The sequence below is a fragment of the Aeromonas sp. A04 genome (assembly GCF_047780465.1).
Classification (GTDB): Bacteria; Pseudomonadota; Gammaproteobacteria; order Enterobacterales; family Aeromonadaceae; genus Aeromonas; species Aeromonas bestiarum.
Window position 1 is genome coordinate 460,463 of record NZ_JBLNHP010000002.1, and the last position, 21,257, is coordinate 481,719.

Below are 21,257 nucleotides of genomic sequence, written 5' to 3' on the forward strand. Positions count from 1 at the left end.
AATATCCTTATTGATCTCTACAAGAGCGCAGTAGAGCCGAAAGCAATATCCTTGCTCTCATACAGGGTTATCTTGGATGACATTATCGGTTTTTTATTTTATTGGTCTGATGTGACTCCGGTTATGAATAAGGAGTCCTGATAATAAGGTGAGATGACTGTTTTTTGCTGAATATAAACTGAATGGCTGCCAAGCTTGTTTTATTAACTTTGTTGTCAGTGTTTCACCATTGTTTTAAATGCAAATAACTGCTCGTGGTTATATATCCAGCCTGCTTGCCAAGGTCTTTGTTGAATTATATTTGGATGTTTGACCATAATCCGGTTGGGGGGCATCAAGAATAAAGAAAGGGAATATGAAAGGCGGAGGGTGTCCGCCTTCCATATTCCAGTTTCACGTCGGTCGTTTTACCGCTTCTGCAACTGGGTGACCGTCAGCTTGCCGGCCGGGTTTTCGGCGTGAAAGCGCACCGCATCCCCCACCTTGAGCCCCTTGGTCAGGGCTGGATCGGCCAGCAGGAACACCATTGTCATGGGGGGCATCTTGAGGTTGTCGATGGCCTCGTGTTTGATCCCCACCTTGCCGCTGGCCTCGTCGATACGGCTGATGACCCCCTTGGTCATCACGCTCTCTCCCATCGCCTGCATATCCATCCCCTCCATCTGGGCCATATCGTGCCCCTCGTGACTCATGGTCATTTCGGCCTGGGCCTGAAGAGAGGCAAGGCCAAGCAGCAATGTCAGGGTCAGCGTCTTGTAATTCATGATGTTTTCCTTCAGTCGTTTATTCAAAATCGGTTGTAGATTCGGGTTATTCGGCTGCCTGGTGCGCGCTCTTGCCAAGGCCTCGGCTGCGCCACAGGTAGTAGGCGGCGGGCAGCACCAGCAGGGTCAGCACCAGAGCGCTCACCATGCCGCCTATCATGGGGGCGGCTATGCGCTGCATCACCTCGGAGCCCGTGCCCTGGCTCCACATGATGGGCAAGAGACCCGCGATGATGGTCACCACAGTCATCATCTTGGGGCGCAGGCGCAGGGCGGCGCCGTGGATCACGGCCTGGTGCAGGCCCGCCTTGTCCGGTTTGCCCTGGGCTACCAGATCATCCCAGGCGTGGTTGAGGTAGACCAGCATCAGCACGCCCGTCTCCACCGCCACCCCGGCCAGGGCGATAAAGCCCACTCCCACCGCCACCGAGAGGTTGAAATCCAGCAGCCAGATGGTCCAGATCCCGCCCACCACGGCGAGTGGCAGTGTGGTGAGAATGAGCAACACCTCCTGCATGCGGCGAAACGCCAGATAGAGCAGCAGCACGATAATGGCGATGGTTAATGGCACCACGTAGGCGAGGCGCGCCTTGGCCCGCTCCATGTATTCGTACTGACCGGACCAGGTGAGGGCGTAGCCCGCCGGCAGCACCAGCTGCTTGGCCACTTCGACCTTGGCCTCGGCGACGAAGGTGCCGATGTCGCGACCGCGAATATCCACGTAGACCCAGCCGTTCAGGCGCGCATTCTCGCTGCGCAGCATGGGGGCCTCGTCGCTGATGTAGACGCGGGCCACGTCCGCCAGCGCGATGCGCGCACCGCTCGGGGTGATCAGAGGTAGCAGTTCGAGGCTGGCTACTGAGTCGCGATAGCTCTGGGGATAGCGCAGGTTGATGGGGTAGCGCTCGCGCCCCTCTATGGTCTGGCCCACGTCCATGCCGCCCACTGCGGTGGCGAGCACCGCCTGCACGTCGGCGATGTTGAGGCCATAACGGGCGGCATTGAGCCGGTCTATATCCACCTTGACGTAGCGGCCACCGGCCACCCGTTCTGCGTAGACAGACGCTGCCCCCGCCACCTTGCCGACGATCTGCTCGAGCTGCTGGCCGACTTGCTGGATCACCTTGAGGTCGGGCCCGGCTATCTTGATGCCGACCGGGGTCTTGATGCCGGTGGCCAGCATGTCGATGCGGGTCTTGATGGGGGGCACCCAGGCGTTGGTGAGGCCGGGGAAGCGAATGAGGGAGTCGAGCTCCTCCTTCAGCTTCTCCGGCGTCATGCCGGGGCGCCACTGGTCGCGGGGCTTGAGCTGTATGCTGGTCTCCATCATCACCAGATCGGCGGGGTCTGTGGCCGAATCGGCGCGCCCCGCCTTGCCGAACACGTTCTGCACCTCGGGCACGGTACGAATGAGCTTGTCGGTCTGCTGCAATATTTCCCGCGCCTTGCCCACCGAGATGTTGGCCGCCGTGGTGGGCATGTACATTATGTCCCCCTCATCGAGCGGCGGTATGAACTCCGAGCCCAGATACTGGAGTGGCCAGAAGCCCGCCACCGTCACCAGCAGTGCGGCGGCCAGCGTGGTTTTCGGGCGCGCCAGCACGGCCTTGAGCAGCGGGATATAGGCCTGGCTCAAGCCACGGTTGAGGGGGTTGGCTTGTTCGGCCAGTACCCTGCCACGGATGAAATACCCCATGATCACCGGCACCAGCGTGATGGAGAGCCCGGCCGCCGCCGCCATGGCGTAGGTCTTGGTGTAGGCGAGCGGATGGAACATGCGTCCCTCCTGCGCCTCCAGTGCAAACACCGGCAAGAAGCTCATGGTGATGATGAGCAGGGAGAAGAAGATGGCGGGCCCCACTTCGATGCTTGCCTCGGTGATGATGCGCCAGCGGTTCTTGTCCGTTAATGCCTCCCGTTCCATATGCTTGTGCACGTTTTCGATCATCACTATGGCGCCGTCCACCATGGCGCCTATGGCGATGGCGATGCCGCCAAGGGACATGATGTTGGCGTTGATCCCCTGCAGGTGCATGACGATGAAGGCGGTCAGGATGGCGATGGGCAAGGTGATGACCACCACCAGGGACGAGCGCAGGTGGAACAGGAAGGCCAGACAGACCAGCACCACCACGGCGAACTCCTCCAGCAGCTTGCCGGAGAGGTTGTCGATGGCGCGCTGGATAAGATCGGATCTGTCGTAGACGGTGACTATCTCCACCCCCTGTGGCAGGCTGCTCTTCAGCTCTGCCAGCCGCGTCTTGACCCCGTCTATGGTGTGCTGGGCATTCTCGCCATAGCGCATGACTATGATGCCGCCCACCACTTCCCCTTCGCCGTTGAGCTCGGCGATACCGCGCCGGCTCTGGGGGCCCGTGACCACATCCGCCACATCGCCGAGCAGCAGGGGAGCGCCCCTGACCTGGGTGCCGAGCGGGATCTGCTTGAGGTCTTCGACGCTCTTCAGATAGCCGTTGGAGCGCACCATGTATTCCGCTTCCGCCATCTCGATGACGGAGGCGCCTGTCTCCTGGTTGCCCTGCTCGATGGCGGTCTGGATGAGGGAGAGGGGGATGCCGTAGGCGCGCAGCTTGTCCGGATCGACCCGCACCTGATACTGGCGCACCATGCCGCCGACGGTGGCGACTTCGGAGACGCCGTTGACGGTCTGCAGCTCGTATTTCAGGAACCAGTTCTGCAACGAGGTGAGCTCGCTGAGATCGTGCTTGCCGCTTCTGTCTACCAGGGCGTACTGATAGACCCAGCCTACCCCGGTGGCATCCGGGCCCAGCTGGGGTTTCGCCTCGGCCGGCAGATTGGGGGCGACCTGGCTCAGATACTCCAGCACCCGGGCGCGGGCCCAGTAGAGATCCGTGTTGTCGTCAAACAGCACGTAGACGAAGGAGTCGCCGAAGAAGGAGTAGCCGCGTACCGTGGTGGAGCCCGGCACCGCCAGCATGGCGGTGGTGAGCGGGTAGGTGACCTGATCCTCCACCACCTGGGGCGCTTGACCCGGGTAGGAGGTCTTGATGATCACCTGCACGTCGGAGAGATCCGGCAGGGCGTCTACCGGGGTCTGTTTGACCGACCAGAGCCCCCAGGCGGTGAGCATGACGGTCAGCAGCAACACCAGAAAGCGGTTGCCCACCGACCAGCGAATGATGGAAGGGATCATTGCTTGGCTCCCATATCATGCTGGCTATGGTCCATGCCTTCCATGTCCGTCATGTCATCGTTGGCAGGCGCGGCGCTGTTGGCGGGGGCATCCTCGATATGGATGCTGGTGATGCGGTACTCGTCCCCCTGCTGTTCCACCTGCAGATGCAGGGTCTGGCCCGATGCGAGCTTGGTCATGTCGACGTCGTCCGCCACGGTGAAATCCATCTCCATGGCGGGCCACTGCCACTCGGGGATAGGCTGGTGGGAGACTGTCAGGGTGCGGTTGGCAAGAGTGATCCCCTGCACCTCGCCCTGGGTCCACACCTGGGTGGGGCGCACCGCCGTCATGCGCTGGAAGTCCGAGTCGATGGCCGATTCGGAGTCGAGCAGGAACTGGGCCGAGCTGACTATGCTGTCACCCGTTTCCACCCCCTCCTCGATGGCGACCTTGTCACCAAACTGGGCGCCCAGGGTGACGGCCACCGACTTGAAGCTGCCATCCCCCAGCGCCAGCACCAGCCGGTTCTGGTTGCCGGTGCGGATCACGGCTTCGCTCGGTACCACCATTTGGGGTTCACCCTTGCCGGTGCGGATGCTCACCTTGGCAAACATGTTGGGTTTCAGGAACTCGTCCGGGTTGTCAAAGCGCAGCCGTACCTTGAGAGTGCGGGTGGCGGCATCGAGGGTCGGATAGAGGTAATCCACCCTGCCCTGCCAGCTGCGACCGGGGGCGTAATCCAGGGTCATGGTGACAGGATCCCCCACCTTCAGCTGGGCCGCCTGGCGCTCGAACACCTCGGCGCTCACCCACACCTGCTTGAGGGTGCTGATGTTAAAGAGCGCTGCGGCGGGCTCCACGTACTGGCCTTCGCGCACCTTCAGCTCCGACACATAGCCGCTGCTGGGGGCATAGATGCTGATGGTCTCACGCACCTGGCGGCTGCGCTTGAGGGCGGCTATCTGGTCCGCCGGTACCTGCAGGGACTTGAGCTTGCCCTCGGCGGCGCGCAGCAGCAGCGGGTTGGCGGTGCCTTTTGTATTGCTTACGCCGAGCGCCAGCAGGTATTCGTGCTGGGCGTTGACCAGATCCGGGGCGTAGAGCTCGTAAATCAGGCTCCCCTTGCTGACCCTCTGCCCCTCGCTCTTGATGGCGAGGGTGCGGATCCAGCCCGCCATGCGGGCGTTGACCGCCTCCAGCCTGTCTTCGTCATAGCCGACGTAACCCACGGTCTCGATTTGCTGGTGGATGGGCAGCCTCTCTACCTTGGCGAGCCGCACTCCCAGGTTCTGCTGGATCTCGGGGCTGATGGTGATGGTGCCGGGCGAGCCACCCTGTTTCTCCTCATAGACGGGGATGAAGTCCATCCCCATGTTGTCCTTGGCGGGGGCATCGCGCTTGTCGCGGGGATCCATGGGGTTGACCCAGTAGAGCGGCGTCTTCTCCTTGGCGCTGGCGCCGTCGGTCGTCTGTTTGGCTACCCAGTAGCCGCCACCGGCCCCGAGGGCGAGCAGCAGGGCAGCGACCAGCAGTTTCTGGCTCATCGCACACCTCCTGTCTGCGGGAGGCTGGTGGCACTTGGTTCGACGCAGTGCTTGGCACTGTGTCCGGGAATGCGGGCAGATGACATCATATCTCTTCTCTTCTGTCAGGCCGCCGGGCTGTCGTGGTGACAAGTGCGCCAGAGTGGCACCTGGCTGTCGTTATCACGACAGCACACACGGGCAGGGCGGCAAACGGGGCGCAGCTGTGTCAGCGCGCACGGCTCCCTGTGATGACTGGCATGGCCAGTCGTGACAGGGTCAGGCAAGGGCGTGCGCAGGCGACAAGATGAGCCTTGCCGCGAGCACGCGAGAGAAGCGCTTTCTAATGGCGCAGCACCGACAGCATCAGATGTCGGCGGGGCCAGGAGGGAGGGTGAGTACCGCGAGATCGCAGGAAGGGATCCCGCAGCCAGTGATCGAACAGATGGCTGGCGACCCCCAGATGGGGCAGCAGCAACAAAGGGAGAACGAGCAGGGTCAGCAGCGCGGCCAGCAGTGGCAGACCGGCACCGGTTGGCGAGGTGAGGCCGCCGTGCATCTGGCACTCCCCCTGGTTCATGGCATCGCCCTGCGCGCCATCATCGGGTGTCATTGTGTGGCAGGCGAGCCCCTGCATGGCGGTCGCGCTCATGGTTGCGTCGTCGCTGCCGGTCGCCATGGCGGGGGAGATGATCTCGGCCCCGTGCCAGCTGATGCAGAGGGTGAGATTGCAGATGAGCATGAGCGCCAGCAACAGCCGGGCAATGCGCTCAGTGGGCAATCTCGATGACAGCATGGACATGTCCTGATGATGATTGGGGTCACTGTAAACCTTACATTGAGAGTAAGGTCAAGGTGAGTACAAGCCAATCGGCGCGGTTGTGATCCCGCCTGCGCTTTGTCTGAGGAGGTAAGGGGTTGCCTGGATGGGAGGCGCAGATGGACGCACAAGGAGGGGGCGACAGATGAGCCGAGGTATAGAAAAGCCCCCGCATCGGCGGGGGCTTGTGTCACTGTTTCTGCTGGGGCACGGGGGCGCGGGGTCGCTCCGATCGCTTCATAATGAGGCGGAAGAAGAGCGGGATGAAGAAGATGGCGATGAAGGTCGCCGCCAGCATGCCGCCGATGACCGGCCAGCCGAGGGCGTGACGGCTCGCCGCGCCGGCGCCGCTCGAGGTCACCAGCGGCACACAGCCGAGGATGAAGGCGAGCGAGGTCATCACTATGGGGCGAAAACGCAGCCGCGCCGCCTCCAGCGCCGACTCGATGAGGCTCATTCCCTCCTCGTGCTTCATCACAGCGAACTCCACGATTAGGATGGCGTTCTTGGCCGCCAGCCCGACGAGGGTCACCAGCCCTATCTGGAAGTAGACGTTGTTGGTGAGGCCCACCAGCCAGGTGGCCAGCAGGGCGCCGAACAGGGCAAACGGCACCGCGGTTATCACCGCAAACGGCAGGCTCCAGCGTTCGTACTGGGCCGCCAGGATGAGGAAGATCATCACTATGCCGAAGCCGAACGCGGTGCCCGCACTGCCGGCGGCCGCCTTCTCCTGATAGGCGGAGCCGGTCCACTCCAGCTTGGCGTCGTTGCCGAGGGACTCGTCGGCCACGGCCTCCAGCGCCGCTATGGCCTGGCCGGAGCTGTAGCCCGGCGCCGGCTGCGCCATGATCTTGGCCGCCTGGAAGATGTTGAAACGCTCCACCAGTTCGGGGCCTGTGGCATCACGGACCGTCACCAGACTGCTGAGCGGTATCATCTCCCCCTTGTCGGAGCGCACATAGACATTGCGGATGTCGCTCTTCTTGGCGCGGTAGTCCGCCTCGGACTGCAACTGCACCCGGTAGGTACGACCGAACTGGTTGAAGTCGTTGACATAGACCTGACCGAAGGTGGCCTGCATGGTGTCAAACACCGCATTGATGGGCAGCCCCAGCGCCTTGGCCTTCTCGCGATCCAGATCGAGATAGACCTGGGGCACGTTGGCGCGATAGGTGGAGGTGACGCTGGTGAACTCGGGACGCTCTTTGGCCGCCTCGAGGAAGCGCTGCACCTCGGCCGAGAAGGCCTGGGCATTGCCGGTGCTGCGGTTTTGCAGGTAGGCCTCCAGCCCGCCTGTGGTGGACATGCCGGTGATGGGCGGCGGGTTGAAGGAGGCGACGAAGCCATCCGCCAGCCCCATCAGGCTCATGCCCTGGAAGGTCTTGGCCAGGGAGAAGGAGTCCTGCCCCGTGCCCTGACGCTCGCTCCAGTCCTTGAGGGTGATGAAGCTGATGCCGCTGTTGCTGATGATGGCGTTGGAGAGGATGTCAAAGCCCGAGAAGGTGATGACGTCCTTGACGTTGGGGTTGGCCATCGCCATCCGGTCGAAGTCGTTCGCCACCGCCTGGGTGCGGGTGAGGGAGGCCGCATCCGGCAGCATGACGGCGGAGAGCAGGTAGCCCTGATCTTCGTTCGGTACCAGCTCACCGGGCACCTTCAGCAGCAAGCCGTAGATGGAGACCAGGATGAAGGCGATGATGGTGAACGCCACCCCGACCCGACGGTTGAGGAAGGCGACCCCGCGCACGTAGCGACGGGTCAGGCCATCGAAGGCGTTGTTGAACCAGACGAAGAAGCGGGCCGGCTTGTGGTGGCCCTCTTTTAGCAGCACGGCGCACAGGGCCGGTGACAGGGTCAGCGCCACCAGGCCTGAGATGGCCACCGACACGGCGACCGTGATGGCGAACTGCTTGTACATGACCCCCGTCATGCCGCCCATGAAGGCGACCGGCAGGAAGACGGCGCACAGCACCAGCACGATGGCGATGACGGGGCCCGATACCTCCTGCATGGCGAGGATGGCGGCCTCCTTGGGCGAGCACTTCTTCTCCTGCATGATCCGCTCGACGTTCTCCAGCACTACGATGGCGTCATCCACCACGATACCGATGGCGAGCACCATGCCGAACAGGGTCAGCAGGTTGATGGAGAAGCCCAGCACCAGCATGCCGGCGAAGGTGCCGATCAGCGATACCGGCACAGCGATGCAGGGGATCAGGGTGGCACGGAAGTTCTGCAGGAAGAGGTAGACCACCACGAACACCAGCAGGATCGCCTCGAACAGGGTGTGTACCACCTCCTCGATGGAGATCTTCACGAACTCTGTGGTGTCGTAGGGGATCTGGTACTCGATGTCCTGGGGGAAGCGCTCCTTGAGGCGCAGCATGGTGGCATGCACCTGATCGGCCACCGCCACGGCGTTGGCGCCCGGTTGCAGGTAGGTGGCGATGCCGATGGCGGGTTTGCCGTTGGCCTTGGCCAGCAGGTCGTAGTCCTTGCCGCCGAGCTCGACCCGGGCCACGTCCTTGACCCGGATTTTCGAGCCGTCCGGCATGGAGCGGATGATGATGTTCTGGAACTCTTTCACATCCTCGAGGCGCCCCTTGGTCTGCACCGTGTAGGTGAAGTCGATGGGGGCCGTGGTGGGCTGGGCGCCTATCTTGCCGGCCGCGAACTGGGTGTTCTGCTCGCGGATGGCGCCGATCACGTCGCTCGGGGTGAGCTCGAGCTGGGCCAGCCGGTCCGGCCGCAGCCAGATGCGCATGGCGTAGTCTGTGCCGCCGAACAATGTGGTATCACCGACCCCGGGAATCCGCTTGAGCTCATCGATGATGTTGAGCAGGGCGTAGTTCGACAGATAGGTGGTGTCAAAGGTGCCGCCCGGGGATTGCAGGGTCACTACCTGCAGTATGGAGGTCGATTTCTTCTTGACCGTCACCCCCTGCTTTTTGACCTCTTCCGGCAGCTGGGCCATGGCGGCCGAGACCCGGTTGTTGACGTTGATGGTGGCCTGATCCGGATCGGTACCGATCTCGAAATAGATGTTGAGGTTCATCTGGCCGTTGGAGGCCGAACCGGACTGCATGTAGAGCATCCGCTCCACGCCGTTGATCTGCTGCTCCAGTGGTGCGGCCACCGTCTGGGAGATCACCTCGGGGGTGGCGCCCGGGTAGAAGGCAGTCACCGACACCACCGGCGGCGTTATCTGCGGATACTGCTCTATGGGCAGGGATCGCATCGCCGCCAATCCAGCCAGCACTATGATGATGGAGATCACGCTGGCGAAGATGGGGCGTTCGATGAAGAACTTGGAAAACATACGAACTCCTTACTTGGCCGCGGCCTGGCTGACCATATTGGCGCTGATGGCCTTCATCTCGGCGGCCGAAACCGGCTTGACCACGGAACCGGGACGGGCCTTCATCAACCCCTCGACTATGTAGCGTTCGCCGGGCGCGAGCCCGCTGTCGATCAGCACGCCGCTGTCGACCACGGAACCCAGCTTGACCGGCCTTGGCACCACCTTGTTGTCGGCATCCACCACCATCACCATGCGGTCGGCCTGGGACTGGACTATGGCCCGCGGCGGCACCAGGATGGCGTTCTTGCGAAGCCCCAGATCGATGGTCATGCGCACGAACTGGCCGGGCAGCAGGGCGCCCTTCTTGTTGTCGAAGATGGCGCGGGCCCGTATGGTGCCGGTCTGGGGATCGACCCGGCTGTCGGAGAAGTTGAGCTTGCCCGCCTCTGGATAGACGGAGCCGTCAGCCAGCCGGATGTGGGTGCGCCAGTTGGTGGCATCCTTGGCCTCAATCAATCCCTTTTTCACCGAGTTCTCGAAGTTGAGACGATCCTGCTCCGAGTAGGAGAAGTTGACGTAGAGCGGGTCGAACTGGGTGATGGTGGTGAGCAGGCCATTTTCGCCGCTGGTGGAGATGAGGCTGCCTTCGGACTGGGAGCTCTTGCTCGCCATGCCGTTGATGGGGGCCGTGACCTGGGTGTAGCTGAGGTTGAGATCCGCCTCCTTCACCTTGGCCTGGGCCGCCTGATGGCTGGCGATGGCGGCCTCGTAGTTGGCTATGGTGTCGTCATAGTCCTTGCGACTCACCACCTGGCGTTTGAACAGGGGGATGATGCGATCCCGATCGGCGCGGGCCTTGTTGAGACGAGCCTGCTCCTGGGCAAGTGTGCCTCTGGATTGCTCCAGCGCCACCTTGTAGGGCTCGGGGTCGATCAGGAACAGCTCCTGGCCGGCGCTGACCGGCTGGCCTTCCACATAGGTGCGTTTGAGCAGTATGCCGCTCACCCGGGAGCGGACATCGATCTCGCGAAAACCGGCGGTTTCACCCACCATCTCGGCGGTCAGGGGCACATCGGTCAGCTTGACCTCGGCCACCACCACGGGCACGGGAGGCAGTGCCTGGGCACCGGCGGTCGGCTCGTCGCCACAGGCGGTCAACAGGCTGGCCAGTGCCAGGGCAATACCACAACGCTTGAACCTATCTTCCCTGACGTTTTGCACCTTCATCATCACACTCCTGTTGGATGGATCGCGATCGCCGTGCACACCTTTCTTCTGAACTGACATCATCAACAGCATGGTTACAAATTCAACTCATTGGATTACTGACAATTTTTCATGATAGAGCACGAATATTGAACCCAAGCTGCTCGGGGATGGAAGTTATCAGTGCCAATGGCGGCAGAGAGGCGAGCCAGCGACAACTTGTGTCCCGGTGACGGACGCACTCACTATAAGCGTTGCGCACGGCACGGGTGGTCTGGTGGGCATTATAAGAAGGAAAAGGACGGGGAAGTGGGGGCCGGGTCACAGTGGGGGCGTCAAACGTCCCCACTGTGTGTCGTCATCAGGCGAAGCAGGCCCAGATGGGGGCGTGGTCCGAGGGTTTCTCTATGCCGCGCAGCTCGTAGTCGATGCCGGTCTCGGTCACAGCGTCCTTGAGCGCGTTGGAGGCCATGATGAGGTCGATGCGCAGGCCGCGATTCTCGTCAAAGCCCTTTGAACGGTAATCAAACCAGGAGAAACGCTCGCACTCGGTGGGGTTGGCGGCGCGGAAGGTGTCGGTCAGGCCGAACCCTTTCAGCCGTTCCATCCATTCCCGCTCTATGGGCAGGAAGGAGCATTTGCCATCCCGCAGCCAGCGCTTGCGGTTCGCCTCGCCGATGCCGATGTCGAGATCGGTGGGGGAGATGTTCACGTCGCCGATCAGCACCAGTTGATCGTCCGGGGTGTGGTGGGTCTCCAGATAGTGCTGCAGATCCTCGTAGAACTTCTGCTTGGCCGGGAACTTGGTCTCGTGGTCCTGGCTCTCGCCCTGGGGGAAGTAGCCGTTCATCACCTTGATGAGGGAGCCATCTTCGCGCTTGAAGGTGGCCATGATCATGCGGCGCTGGGCATCTTCCGGATCCGTGGGGAAGCCTTTTTGCACCTCGACCGGTTTCTGCTTGCTCATGATGGCCACCCCGTAGTGGGCCTTCTGGCCGTGGAACTCCACGTGATACCCCATGGCCTCCACATCCGCCAGCGGGAAGGCCTCGTCGTGCACCTTGATCTCCTGCAGGCCGATCACATCCGGCTGGTGTTTGTCGATGATGGCTTGCAGCTGATGAAGACGGGCGCGCAGGCCATTGATATTGAAAGAGATGATCTTCATGTCCGGGATGCTCATGTCATTTTTATAAGTCGCTATTGGACTAGGAATCCGCCCTGGATGCAAGTTCAGGTGCCGGGCTATCGGTAACCTGTTCACGAGCTGTCGCGAGAGGCTGTCAGCAAGGTGAAGCGCAGCGCAGGAACCGGAATGTATATGGATACATGAGGATTCCGAGCAGCACATGAGCCTTGATCACGGCCTCGCAGCAAGATCGTGGATAGGTTTTTAGCGAGTCATCTTCTTGACAAACACCACCACAAACAGCGCCAGCGTGAAGCTGCCGGTGAAGGCCTCGAAGGCGGCGAAGAGCCGTGACAGGCCTATGGGGGTGAAGTCCCCGTAACCCAGGGTGGTGAAGGTCACCACGCTGTAATAGAGGCACTCGAGCAGGAAGATGGCGTTCTGCTCCAGGGGGGCGTCTGGCCGGTAGATGAGGTGGTTGCCGTTGAAGCTCAGGCCAAAGAAGAAGTAGAAGATGCTGCAGATGAAGATGAGCAGCAGGGAGAAGAGCACCACCCGCATGGGCGCCTCGCCGTAGCCGCAGAAGAGATCGACGATCCAGGAGGTGAAACGCTGGGTCGACCAGAGCGGCAGCTGCAGCCGGCGCATGGTGAGCTCCTGCTGTATGTAGCGGCCGGACATGGTGAAGATGCCTTGGGCCTCCGAGGCCTTGCGCAGATCCCGGTAGGTCTCCTCGGCCTCCTTCAGCCAGATGCGGGCCTGCACGGGATCGCGCTCCTTGCGGCCGCGACGCTCCTGCATCAGCCGTTTGCCGGTATTGAGGTTGTCGAGGCGGGTGTTGTGCCAGCGAATGCCGAGCAGGTTGACGTCGTCGAGCTCGGCGCAGTGCAGGTTGGCTTCGCTGAGATCCGCTTTCATCAGGCTGCCGCCCTTGATGCGGATGCCGTAGAGGTGAGCTCCCTGCAGGTTGGCGCGATAGAAGTTGCACTGTTCCAGCAAGAAGCCCTGCGGGGCCCCCTTCTTCACCAGGTTGAGGCCGGCCAGGTTGGCGCGGGCCAGTTGCAGGCCGTGGCACAGACCCCCTTGCTGGATGTAGTGCTCCAGCTCGCGAGCGGTATGGGGACTCTGATGATCGGCGTGGGGATCGTGCCAGCGGCACAGTTCGTGCTCCTCCGCCTCCTCGCTGCAGTGGCGCCCGTCCGCCACCAGATATCGACACATGGCCATCGTCTGTTTCCTCCCCTCGCCGAGTCTGTATCAGCATAGGCGAGCGGGCCGTGGCCGGGGTCAACTGAGCTGGGTAAACTCCTGACGCAGTTTGCGAAAACGATCCTGCTGTGCCGGGTTCAAGGGGATGCCGTCCAGCACCTCCAGGGTCTCCTTGCACTCGGCGCCAAACTCCGGGCTCTTGCGGTTCTTCTGCATCAGTTGCAGCAGCACCTGGATCTTGTTGAGGGCGGCACCTGTATTGGCGGGGGCCCGGCGCAGCGCCTCGCGAAAGTGGCCCAGGGCCTGCTCCAGTTCGCCGCTCTGGTAGGCCTTGATGCCAAGTTCGTTGAGCTGCTGGTAACGCTGGCGGCGTTCGAGCACCGTCTTGTCGTCGCGAGTGGCCTGGATGCAGGTGGTGAGCAGCCTGTCTTCATCCTCCGCCAGCAGTGCCTGCAGCGTCTCGGCATATTCGAATTCGCCGAGCTGGTAGAGGGCGAGTATGGTCTCGCCCAGCAGGCTGGGGGGCATGGTACCCGGCTGATCGAGCCAGTTCTGGTTGGCGCGATAGAGCATCTTCTTGCCCTTGAGCAGCTCGCCCAGGGCGATCTGCACCCTGGCCTGGCAGATCTGCTCGAACACCGGGTAGTTGAACTCCGACATCATCAGCGAATCGCGAATGCGCGAGAGGGCCGAATTCACCTGCTTTTGCAGGTTGGCTATGTGGTAGATGTCGTTGCTGTTGAGGGCGTACAGGGTCAGCGCCTGGATATAGGCCCCCAGATAGTGGGGGGTGCGATGGATGGAGTTGCGCGACAAGTCGATGAGCGACAGCAGCACGTCCTTGGCCTGGGCGTAGTCGTGGCGCAGCAGGCACACCTCCGCCAGCCGGCGGGAGAGCTGTACCGACTGGGGGGAGATGTCCACCGCCCGTCTGAGCTCCTGCTGGGCCTGCTCGTCATTGCCGAGTGCCAGCTGGGATTCCGCCAGCCAGAGGTGGGCCTCCACCATCAGCGGGGTATTCTTGAGGGTCGCCTGCAGGTGGCTCACCGCCTCCTCATTAAGTCCGAGCGTATGGCACGCCTTGCCCAGGGTCAGTCGGGCCCAGCTGTTCTCCTGGCCGGCCAGCAGCTGGCGCATCAGGCTGCGCGCCTCCTTGGCCTGCCCCAGCTTGAGCTGGGTATCGGCCTGCAGGCAGCGGCAGAAGTTGGCAAAGCGCGGCACCGCATCGGCCCGTTCGGCGCAGGCGGCCAGCAGGGTGGGCAGATCGTCCTGGGCGAGGGCGATGAAGACGCTCTCCAGCGCCAGGCGACGGGCGAGGGCGCGTTTGAGACGAAACGAGAACTGCTCCTGGGAGAAGGGCTTCATCAGGTATTCGTCGGGCTCGGCCTCCAGCGCGCTCAACACCATGGCGCGGGAGCTGTCGCCGCTCACCATGATCACCACGCTCTGGGGGGGAATGAGCTTCTGATCCCGCAGGCTCTCCAGCAACTGGCGGCCGTTCTCGCCGACCCCCAGTTCGTAATCGAGCAGGTAGATGTCAAAGGTCTCTTTCTGACAGCGACGTCTGGCCTCCTCGGCCGAATTGACATAGGTGATGCGACTGATGCCGATGTTGATCAGCATCGCCTTCATCATCACCTGAAAGGATCGCTGTTCGTTGACCAGCAGAATGCGCTTGGGCTTGGGCGGGGCTTTTTTTTCTGGCTCGGGTTCCGGTGTCTGCATCTGTCTGGGTCAGGGCGCTACGGGCGGATAACAGAAGTGTGCCACCAAAGCGCGCAGACAGGCAATTGAACATGGGGTGGCGCCGCGGTTTTTCCGCGAAGTTCCGCCGTTCATTATTTCTTCTGGACCAGAGAGGGGGGTGAACCGGGGGGGATGACGGGCGGCGGATCCCTGTTCGGTCTTGACGATGAGGTCGCCTGCCGGTCCTCTCAGAGAGCATCCCTTTGGGCGGCTTTTTTCATGGTAGGGCTTGTGTCGATAGGTGCCTTTTGATACCACTGAATGCTTTCCCCTGCGAATATGCTGTCATTGCGTGACAAGGAGTTCCCATGCGCCTACCTCCCTTTCCTCCGCTAGTCTGGATCGTGATCCTGGGCACCTTCATGGTGCGCACCAGCTTCTTCATGGTTTGGCCCTTTCTCTCCATTCTGCTCTACCGGGAGTATGGCCTGTCGGCGTCCGGCATCGGGATGCTGTTGGGCGGTGCGGCTGTGCTCTCCTGCCTCATCGGTTTCTATGTTGGCTGGCTCTCCGACAGGCTCGGCAGGCGCACCATACTGTTGCTCGGCTGCGCCCTGTCGTGCGGCGCCTACCTGCTGCTTGGGTTTGGTCACTCCCTCTGGCTCATTGCCCTCGGGGTATTCGGCTCCGGCCTCTCTTATGCCTTCATCGACACCCCGGGCAAGGCGCTGATGGGGGATCTGCTGCCTGAGAAGGCGCAGCGGGAGCTGGCTCAGCACTTGCGTTACTTCCTGCTCAATGTGGGGGCGGGAGTGGGGCCCCTCATCGGCGTGATGGTAGGGCTAGGCGCGCGCCAGGAGACCTTCGTGGTGACGGCCGTCAGCTATGGTCTGCTCGGCATCGCCTTCCTGCTCGGCTTTCGCCGCGAGTGCGTCGGCCGGCCGGATGCCGGCCTCACGCTGGGGGCCATGCTCAAGGTGGTGGGACGGGATCGGGCCTTCATGCTGTTTATCCTCGCCAATCTGCTGATGATGCTGGTCTACGCCCAGGTGGAGTCGCCGCTGATCCAGTACCTGGTCCGCGCCGGTGCCCCTGAGGTAGAGACCCTGGTGGCCCTGCTGGTGGCCACCAATGCAGTGACCATCATCACCCTGCAATTTCCGTTGCTGCACCTGACGCGGCGCTGGCGAGTGAGCCTGCGGTTGCAGTTCTCCATCCTGCTGATGGCGGCCGCCCAGGTGCTGTTCGCCATGTCTAGTCCGGCCCTGCTGTGGCCCTGGCTGGTGGCGGTGTTCGTGCTGAGCGTGGGGGAGGCGGTGCTGTTCCCGCTCTTCAACGTGCTCATCGACGAGATGGCGCCGGCTCACCTCAAGGGGAGCTACTTTGGCGCAAGTGCCCTGGCCGGGCTCGGTTGGGCGCTCTCGCCTCTGGTGGGGGGTTGGCTCTTGCAGGTGTGGGGCGGCCCGGCCCTGTTCGCCGTGATGACCGCGATTTGCGTGCTGGTGTTTGTCCTCTACGGGGCGGGCAGCCGGGTGGCGCGTCAGTCGGCCGAGCCGGCCGGCTGCGGGGATTAGCATGGAAGCACCTTGTCGGCGGTCACTGGCTTGATGTCGCCGAGAATACATGCCAGTACCAGGCCGAGCTGCCCAAACAGACGGTGACCCCGGCGCCTCACCACATTCCCATCGTGCAGTGCCAACTTGAAAACAGCGAGGCCCCGCACGGCGGGGCCTCGTTTTTATGGCTGTTTGGGGATCAGATAGGGGGCGAATTGGGGGGTGAATCTGGCTTCGAATCCCTGCTCTGTCTTGACGATAAGGTAGACGGCCAGTTGGTGTTCCCTGGCGAAGGCCATGGCCTGCTCGGGCCCCATCACCATGAGCGCCGTGTCGAGGGCATCGGCTTCCAGTGCGGTCGGGGTGATCACGCTGGCGGAGACCAGCTTGTGGGTCACAGGCGCGCCCGTGGCGGGATCTATGATGTGGGAGTAGCGCTGGCCATCAAGCTCGTAATAGTTGCGATAGCTGCCGGCGGTACTGAGCGCCATGCCGTTCGGGCTCACCACATCGGAGAAGGCCCCCGGTTGATCGGACGGCTCGACTATGGCCACCCGCCAGGGGTTGCCCTTGCCGTTGTTGCCCTTGCTGCGCACGGCGCCGGCCACTTCGATCAGGTAGTTGTGTACCCCCTTGCTCTCGAGCAGGCCGGCTATCTCGTCGGCGGCGGCCCCCTCACCCAGGGTGGAGAGATCGAGGTAGAGCGCCGGGATTGTCTTGCCGAGCAGGAAGTGATCCCCCTCCGGCGTCAGGCTCAGCTTGTCTATGCCTACCTTGAGGCGGGCTGCGGCAATTTGCCCGGCATCTGGCCGCTTGAGCGGGCGCTTGTCCGGGCCGAATCCCCACAGGTTGACCAGCGGCCCCACTGTGACGTCCAGCTTGCCCTGGGTGAGGTGCCCGGCATCCATGCCCTGCTGCACTATCCTGGCCATGGCCGCCGGAATGACAGTGGGCGGCTTGCCCGTGCTCTGATTGAAGCGGGAGATGAGGGAATTCGGATCATAGGTGGAGATCTCGTGGTTCATCCGCGCCAGCAGGGAATCGACCTCCTGTTGCAGCGCGGGCTCGCCCCCCGGGAAGGGATCGCTCACAGTCACCACGTAATAGGTACCCATTGTCTTGCCCTGAATGCGGGTCTGGGTCGGTGCAGGCTGGCAGGCGGTCAGCGCCAGTACCAGGGTCAGCAAGAGGCCGCGCAGGGCCAATACCGGGGGAAACGACATAAGCAATATCTCTATCTTGAACAGGGCCTGGTGCCATGGGCCGCCAGCTTAGCCAAGCGGCTGGCGGCTGGCGAGTGGCCGTGTGGAAAATGGCGGGAGAAAATTAAACAGGGGTGGGCCGGGGGAGGGATTGATGCGTATCCATTCAGGTTCAGCGTCTGTTATGAATATGGTCAATCTGGTGACCTGACCCGCAGCTTTGCACTAAAGCCATAGCCGATTGACTACATTTGAGTAGAATAAGGTCGATTTTGACAGCATCTTTGCCAGTCCGGCGCCAGCCTGCAGGCAATCGTGTTGCCATCTATTGCCAATCAAAGGAGAGGATGATGAAAAAGGCGATTACCCTGCTGTTTCTGAGTACCCTGGCTGCCCCGGCTCTGGCCGATGAGTGCGCGTTGGTCATCGAAGGCAATGATGCCATGCAGTACAACCTCAAAGAGATGAGCGTACCTGCCACCTGCAAAGAGGTGACCGTGACCCTCAATCACACCGGCAAGATGCCGGTGACCGCCATGGGTCACAACTGGGCGCTGGCGAATACCGCCGACTATCAGGCCGTGGCCACCGCAGGCATGAGTGCCGGTGCCGACAACAACTACCTGCCCAAGGATGATCCGCGCGTGCTGGCCCACACCAAGCTGGTGGGTGGTGGCGAGAGCGCCAGCGTCACCTTCAAGACCGACGGCCTGGCCGGCAAAGACCTCACCTTCTTCTGCTCCTTCCCCGGCCACTTCGCCATGATGAAGGGCACCTTCAAGATCGGTTAAAGCGCTTGTCGGGTGGTCATGAAGAAAAAGCCGGGCTGCCCCGGCTTTTTTTATGGTGCGGATACCTGGTGTCGATCGCGCGGTGCAGAGGAGCCAAGCGATTGAATGAATGGTTCATTTCGTGATCTGGCGAGGAGTGGCCGCGTCCTGGACGGGATAGAATAGGCCGCAAGCGGGGCCTGTCGCCCCAGACTCAGAATGGATGTGGGTGATGAGAGCAGTCAAATGGGTGGTCAGCTGTTGCCTGCTGCTGGTGTGCGCCCTGGCGCTGGCGGCAGAGCCCCCGGTCAAGAAGAGCAGGAGCGGCATCTGCCACCCCCAGGGCGGCACCTACTACAGCCGCACCAAGCATTATGTTCCCTACGACAGCATGCAGGCCTGTCTCGACAGCGGGGGCCGCGCCCCCAAGCGCTGATCTAAGAGGTCAGAGCCAAAGTGCAAATTCTGCCAAGTCATAGCATTTGATATTTTTGGTGGTGTATTTGGCTGATTCAGATTTTAACCATTCGAAGGCGGCCTTTTTATGGCCTTGGCCTTCGATTAAAATAATGACATTTGGTTCGGGGGCTTTATACGCACTTTGTAAAAAGAAAGGAAATTTGCGGTCAACAGAGCCGGAGACTTGTTGTTGATGAGGCTCTATTCGAGTTAATCCATCAACTGGGTGGTTAATTACAAAAGCACTTATGGCTTTAAGTCCATAGAGATCTTCATAAGGCACTCTAGACTTGAATGTTTTGTGTGTCGATAGATGATTATCTTCAACATATTGAAATTCTTCTAGAATATCTCTCATTCTTTTCTGAAGTTGTTGATTGCTTTTTTCTTCTTCAGTGGTGTGTTCAGGTGGTGTTTCAAACCCATCAAATGTGTATTGCATAGGATCTCTCATCACAAAAACATAGAGAGATCCATATTACTCCACCATTAATAAGATTCAATATGGTGGAGTGTTTTTTGACCATGGCCCCAAAGGTTAAATTTATTAAATAATTGATTGTAAGGTAAAGAAGGCGATGGCCGTCTTCTTCTGGCACTCCAGTCGTATGCTCTCTTCCCCCGTGACCACCAGCGTCTCGTTGACCGCGACGGCTTGGCCCTCAACGTCGAGCTGGCCGCTCAGCAGGTGGCAGAGGTAAGTCTTGTCGGCCTCCAGACTGAGGCTAAGCGGGAAGGGCAGATTGAGCACCCGCACGTTGGCGCCGATGCGCGCGGGATCGTAGATGAGCCCCAGATCCGTCACCTCTTTTTTCAGCAGCTCGCAGTGGGTTTCATCGTCTCCGCTGAAGTGGGCCGCCTCTAAGGTGGCATAGGGATGGCCGTTGAGCACGAAGCCGGCGCCGCTGATGGGCAGCAGGATGCGTTGATAGCCGGGAAATTTGGAGAAGGGGCCGGCGGCCTTGATGGGGGCCGAGCTCAGCCGGTAGTCAAAGTCGAGCTTGTCCAGGGTGGCGCCCTTGGGGGCGATGAGGATCTGGGCTGTGGTGCCCTGCTTGTTCTTCCAGGGCATCTTCAGCTGGTCAGACTCTTTAATCAGGGTGATCACTATGGCGCCTCGGCAGTGGAGTGAGAGAAGGGGCAATGAGGCCAAGTGATATCATCCCCCAGGCCGGCTCACAAGGCAGCGGCGCTTCGCGTTCGTCCGGTTGGCCACTATTTAGGCGCATTGGCCCGTCTGCCACCTGGCCTGCTCAAAATGCCGCCACTCGACGGGGCCGGGTCGGGGGAAACCCTCAGGCTGTGATCCCTGCGCTGTTAAACGGGCGGGAGGTCGCTACACTGGCAACTCTCTTGCTGTCTGGAGGCCCCATGGCCCACAAAATCATTCTGGATACGGATCCCGGTATCGACGACGCCATGGCAATACTGTTTGCCGAGGCGCATCCCGCCATCGAGCTGCTCGCCATCACTACGGTATTTGGCAATGCCACCATAGACAACGGCACCCGCAACGCGCTCTGGCTCAAGCAGAAATATGGCATGAAGGCGGACGTGGCCAAGGGAGCCGTGGCCCCGCTGCGCCGCGAGCCGGTGGGGCCGACCACGGTCGTGCACGGCCCGAGCGGACTGGGGGACGTGGAGGCGGGGGAGGTGACCATCACGGCGGATCCCAGACCCGCCTGGCAATATATCGTCGAGTCGGTAAAGGCCGCGCCTGGCGAGATCACCCTGGTCACCATAGGACCGCTCACCAACCTGGCGTTGGCACTGCAGGAGGCGCCGGAGATCACCACCCTGGTGAAGCAGGTGGTGGTGATGGGGGGCGCCTTTGGCGTCAACGGCCATCGCGGCAACGTGACCCCCTATGCCGAGGCCAACATTCACGACGATCCCGATGCCGCCGACCGGGTGTTTACCGCCGACTGGCCCGTGGTGATCATAGGGCTGGACGTGACCCAGCAGAGCTTCTTCAGCAGCGCCTATCTGGATGCGCTGCGCGATGACGCGGGTGAGCCGGGCCGCTTCCTGTGGGATGTGAGCCGCTTCTACCTGCGTTTCTACTCGGAGCGCATCGGTCTGGATGGCTGCCACGTGCACGATCCCTCCGCCATCGCCTACGTGATAGATCCGACCCTGTTCACCCTGCGGGAAGGGCCGGTGCGGGTCATCAACGAGGGCCCGGCCATCGGCCATACCCTGCAAAAATTCGATGGCAAGTCCCATCCCCACGACGGCTGGGCCGACTATCGTGCCCAGCAGGTCGGGGTGGCGGTGCGGGATCAGGCGTTGCTGGCACTCTATCGCGAGACGCTGGTGGCCTGGGGCAAGGATTGCTGAGTGGCGCTCAAATGACGCTGCGGCTGTGATCCCCGCCAAACAATCGGGGGCAATGGCGGCTTATACTGGCAGCCATGGCGCGACCGGAAGGGCCCGAGATGGCCTGACCTGCGTGTGGATATCGAGTCGTTAGGA

At 61.6% G+C, this 21,257-nt stretch carries 16 protein-coding genes; 4 read left to right on the top strand and 12 right to left on the bottom strand.

Translation table 11 applies throughout. The features are described from left to right. Positions 1–407 precede the first annotated feature (407 nt). The 9 genes from ACM3N8_RS09850 to ACM3N8_RS09890 all read right to left on the bottom strand — a co-directional run bounded on the left by ACM3N8_RS09850 (position 408) and on the right by ACM3N8_RS09890 (position 14,834). Positions 408–764 (bottom strand): copper-binding protein, encoded by a 357-nt coding sequence (locus ACM3N8_RS09850; RefSeq protein WP_416016040.1) that lies wholly within the window; start codon positions 762–764, stop codon positions 408–410. Positions 765–810: 46 nt separating this feature from the next. Then, the gene (locus ACM3N8_RS09855) at positions 811–3,939 is read right to left on the bottom strand and encodes an efflux RND transporter permease subunit (protein WP_416016041.1); all 3,129 of its coding nucleotides are present in this window, start codon (positions 3,937–3,939) and stop codon (positions 811–813) included. Next, on the bottom strand, positions 3,936–5,465 hold the full coding sequence (locus tag ACM3N8_RS09860; RefSeq protein WP_416016042.1) for an efflux RND transporter periplasmic adaptor subunit: 1,530 nt from the start codon (positions 5,463–5,465) through the stop codon (positions 3,936–3,938). Before ACM3N8_RS09860 ends, ACM3N8_RS09855 begins: the two co-directional genes overlap by 4 nt. Before the next feature lie 322 nt (positions 5,466–5,787). Next, positions 5,788–6,240, bottom strand: coding sequence for a hypothetical protein (locus ACM3N8_RS09865; RefSeq protein WP_416016043.1), 453 nt, complete (start codon positions 6,238–6,240; stop codon positions 5,788–5,790). A gap of 214 nt (positions 6,241–6,454) precedes the next feature. After that, entirely contained in the window at positions 6,455–9,583 is a 3,129-nt protein-coding gene (locus tag ACM3N8_RS09870; protein ID WP_416016044.1) for an efflux RND transporter permease subunit, read from the bottom strand. Positions 9,584–9,592: 9 nt separating this feature from the next. Beyond that, positions 9,593–10,792 (bottom strand): efflux RND transporter periplasmic adaptor subunit, encoded by a 1,200-nt coding sequence (locus ACM3N8_RS09875; protein ID WP_098983336.1) that lies wholly within the window; start codon positions 10,790–10,792, stop codon positions 9,593–9,595. Positions 10,793–11,132: 340 nt separating this feature from the next. Further along, positions 11,133–11,939: an exodeoxyribonuclease III gene (gene xthA / locus ACM3N8_RS09880; protein WP_042871215.1), complete on the bottom strand. Its 807-nt coding sequence runs from the start codon at positions 11,937–11,939 to the stop codon at positions 11,133–11,135. Between the two features lie 225 nt (positions 11,940–12,164). Next, positions 12,165–13,127 (bottom strand): ion channel, encoded by a 963-nt coding sequence (locus ACM3N8_RS09885; protein WP_043134271.1) that lies wholly within the window; start codon positions 13,125–13,127, stop codon positions 12,165–12,167. A gap of 60 nt (positions 13,128–13,187) precedes the next feature. After that, positions 13,188–14,834 (bottom strand): tetratricopeptide repeat-containing response regulator, encoded by a 1,647-nt coding sequence (locus ACM3N8_RS09890; protein ID WP_043134270.1) that lies wholly within the window; start codon positions 14,832–14,834, stop codon positions 13,188–13,190. Between the two features lie 329 nt (positions 14,835–15,163). Between ACM3N8_RS09890 and ACM3N8_RS09895 the strand changes: the two genes are divergently transcribed. Beyond that, entirely contained in the window at positions 15,164–16,369 is a 1,206-nt protein-coding gene (locus ACM3N8_RS09895) for an MDR family MFS transporter (protein WP_290021604.1), read from the top strand. Between the two features lie 164 nt (positions 16,370–16,533). Here ACM3N8_RS09895 and ACM3N8_RS09900 read toward each other — a convergent pair whose 3' ends face one another. Then, on the bottom strand, positions 16,534–17,574 hold the full coding sequence (locus ACM3N8_RS09900) for an FAD:protein FMN transferase (RefSeq protein ID WP_416016045.1): 1,041 nt from the start codon (positions 17,572–17,574) through the stop codon (positions 16,534–16,536). Between the two features lie 329 nt (positions 17,575–17,903). Between ACM3N8_RS09900 and azu the strand changes: the two genes are divergently transcribed. Next, complete coding sequence (gene azu / locus ACM3N8_RS09905; RefSeq protein WP_416016046.1) at positions 17,904–18,344, top strand: azurin; 441 nt, start codon at positions 17,904–17,906, stop codon at positions 18,342–18,344. 211 nt (positions 18,345–18,555) lie between these two features. Then, on the top strand, positions 18,556–18,759 hold the full coding sequence (locus tag ACM3N8_RS09910) for a hypothetical protein (protein WP_043556742.1): 204 nt from the start codon (positions 18,556–18,558) through the stop codon (positions 18,757–18,759). 9 nt (positions 18,760–18,768) lie between these two features. Here ACM3N8_RS09910 and ACM3N8_RS09915 read toward each other — a convergent pair whose 3' ends face one another. Continuing rightward, a complete protein-coding gene (locus ACM3N8_RS09915; protein WP_416016047.1) occupies positions 18,769–19,224 on the bottom strand; it encodes a PD-(D/E)XK nuclease superfamily protein in 456 nt (151 codons plus the stop codon). Between the two features lie 105 nt (positions 19,225–19,329). After that, positions 19,330–19,890, bottom strand: coding sequence for a HutD family protein (locus ACM3N8_RS09920; protein ID WP_416016048.1), 561 nt, complete (start codon positions 19,888–19,890; stop codon positions 19,330–19,332). 263 nt (positions 19,891–20,153) lie between these two features. Between ACM3N8_RS09920 and ACM3N8_RS09925 the strand changes: the two genes are divergently transcribed. Continuing rightward, positions 20,154–21,122 carry a nucleoside hydrolase gene (locus ACM3N8_RS09925; protein WP_274453789.1) on the top strand — a complete coding sequence of 323 codons (969 nt, stop codon included), beginning with the start codon at positions 20,154–20,156 and terminating at the stop codon, positions 21,120–21,122. Positions 21,123–21,257 lie beyond the last annotated feature (135 nt).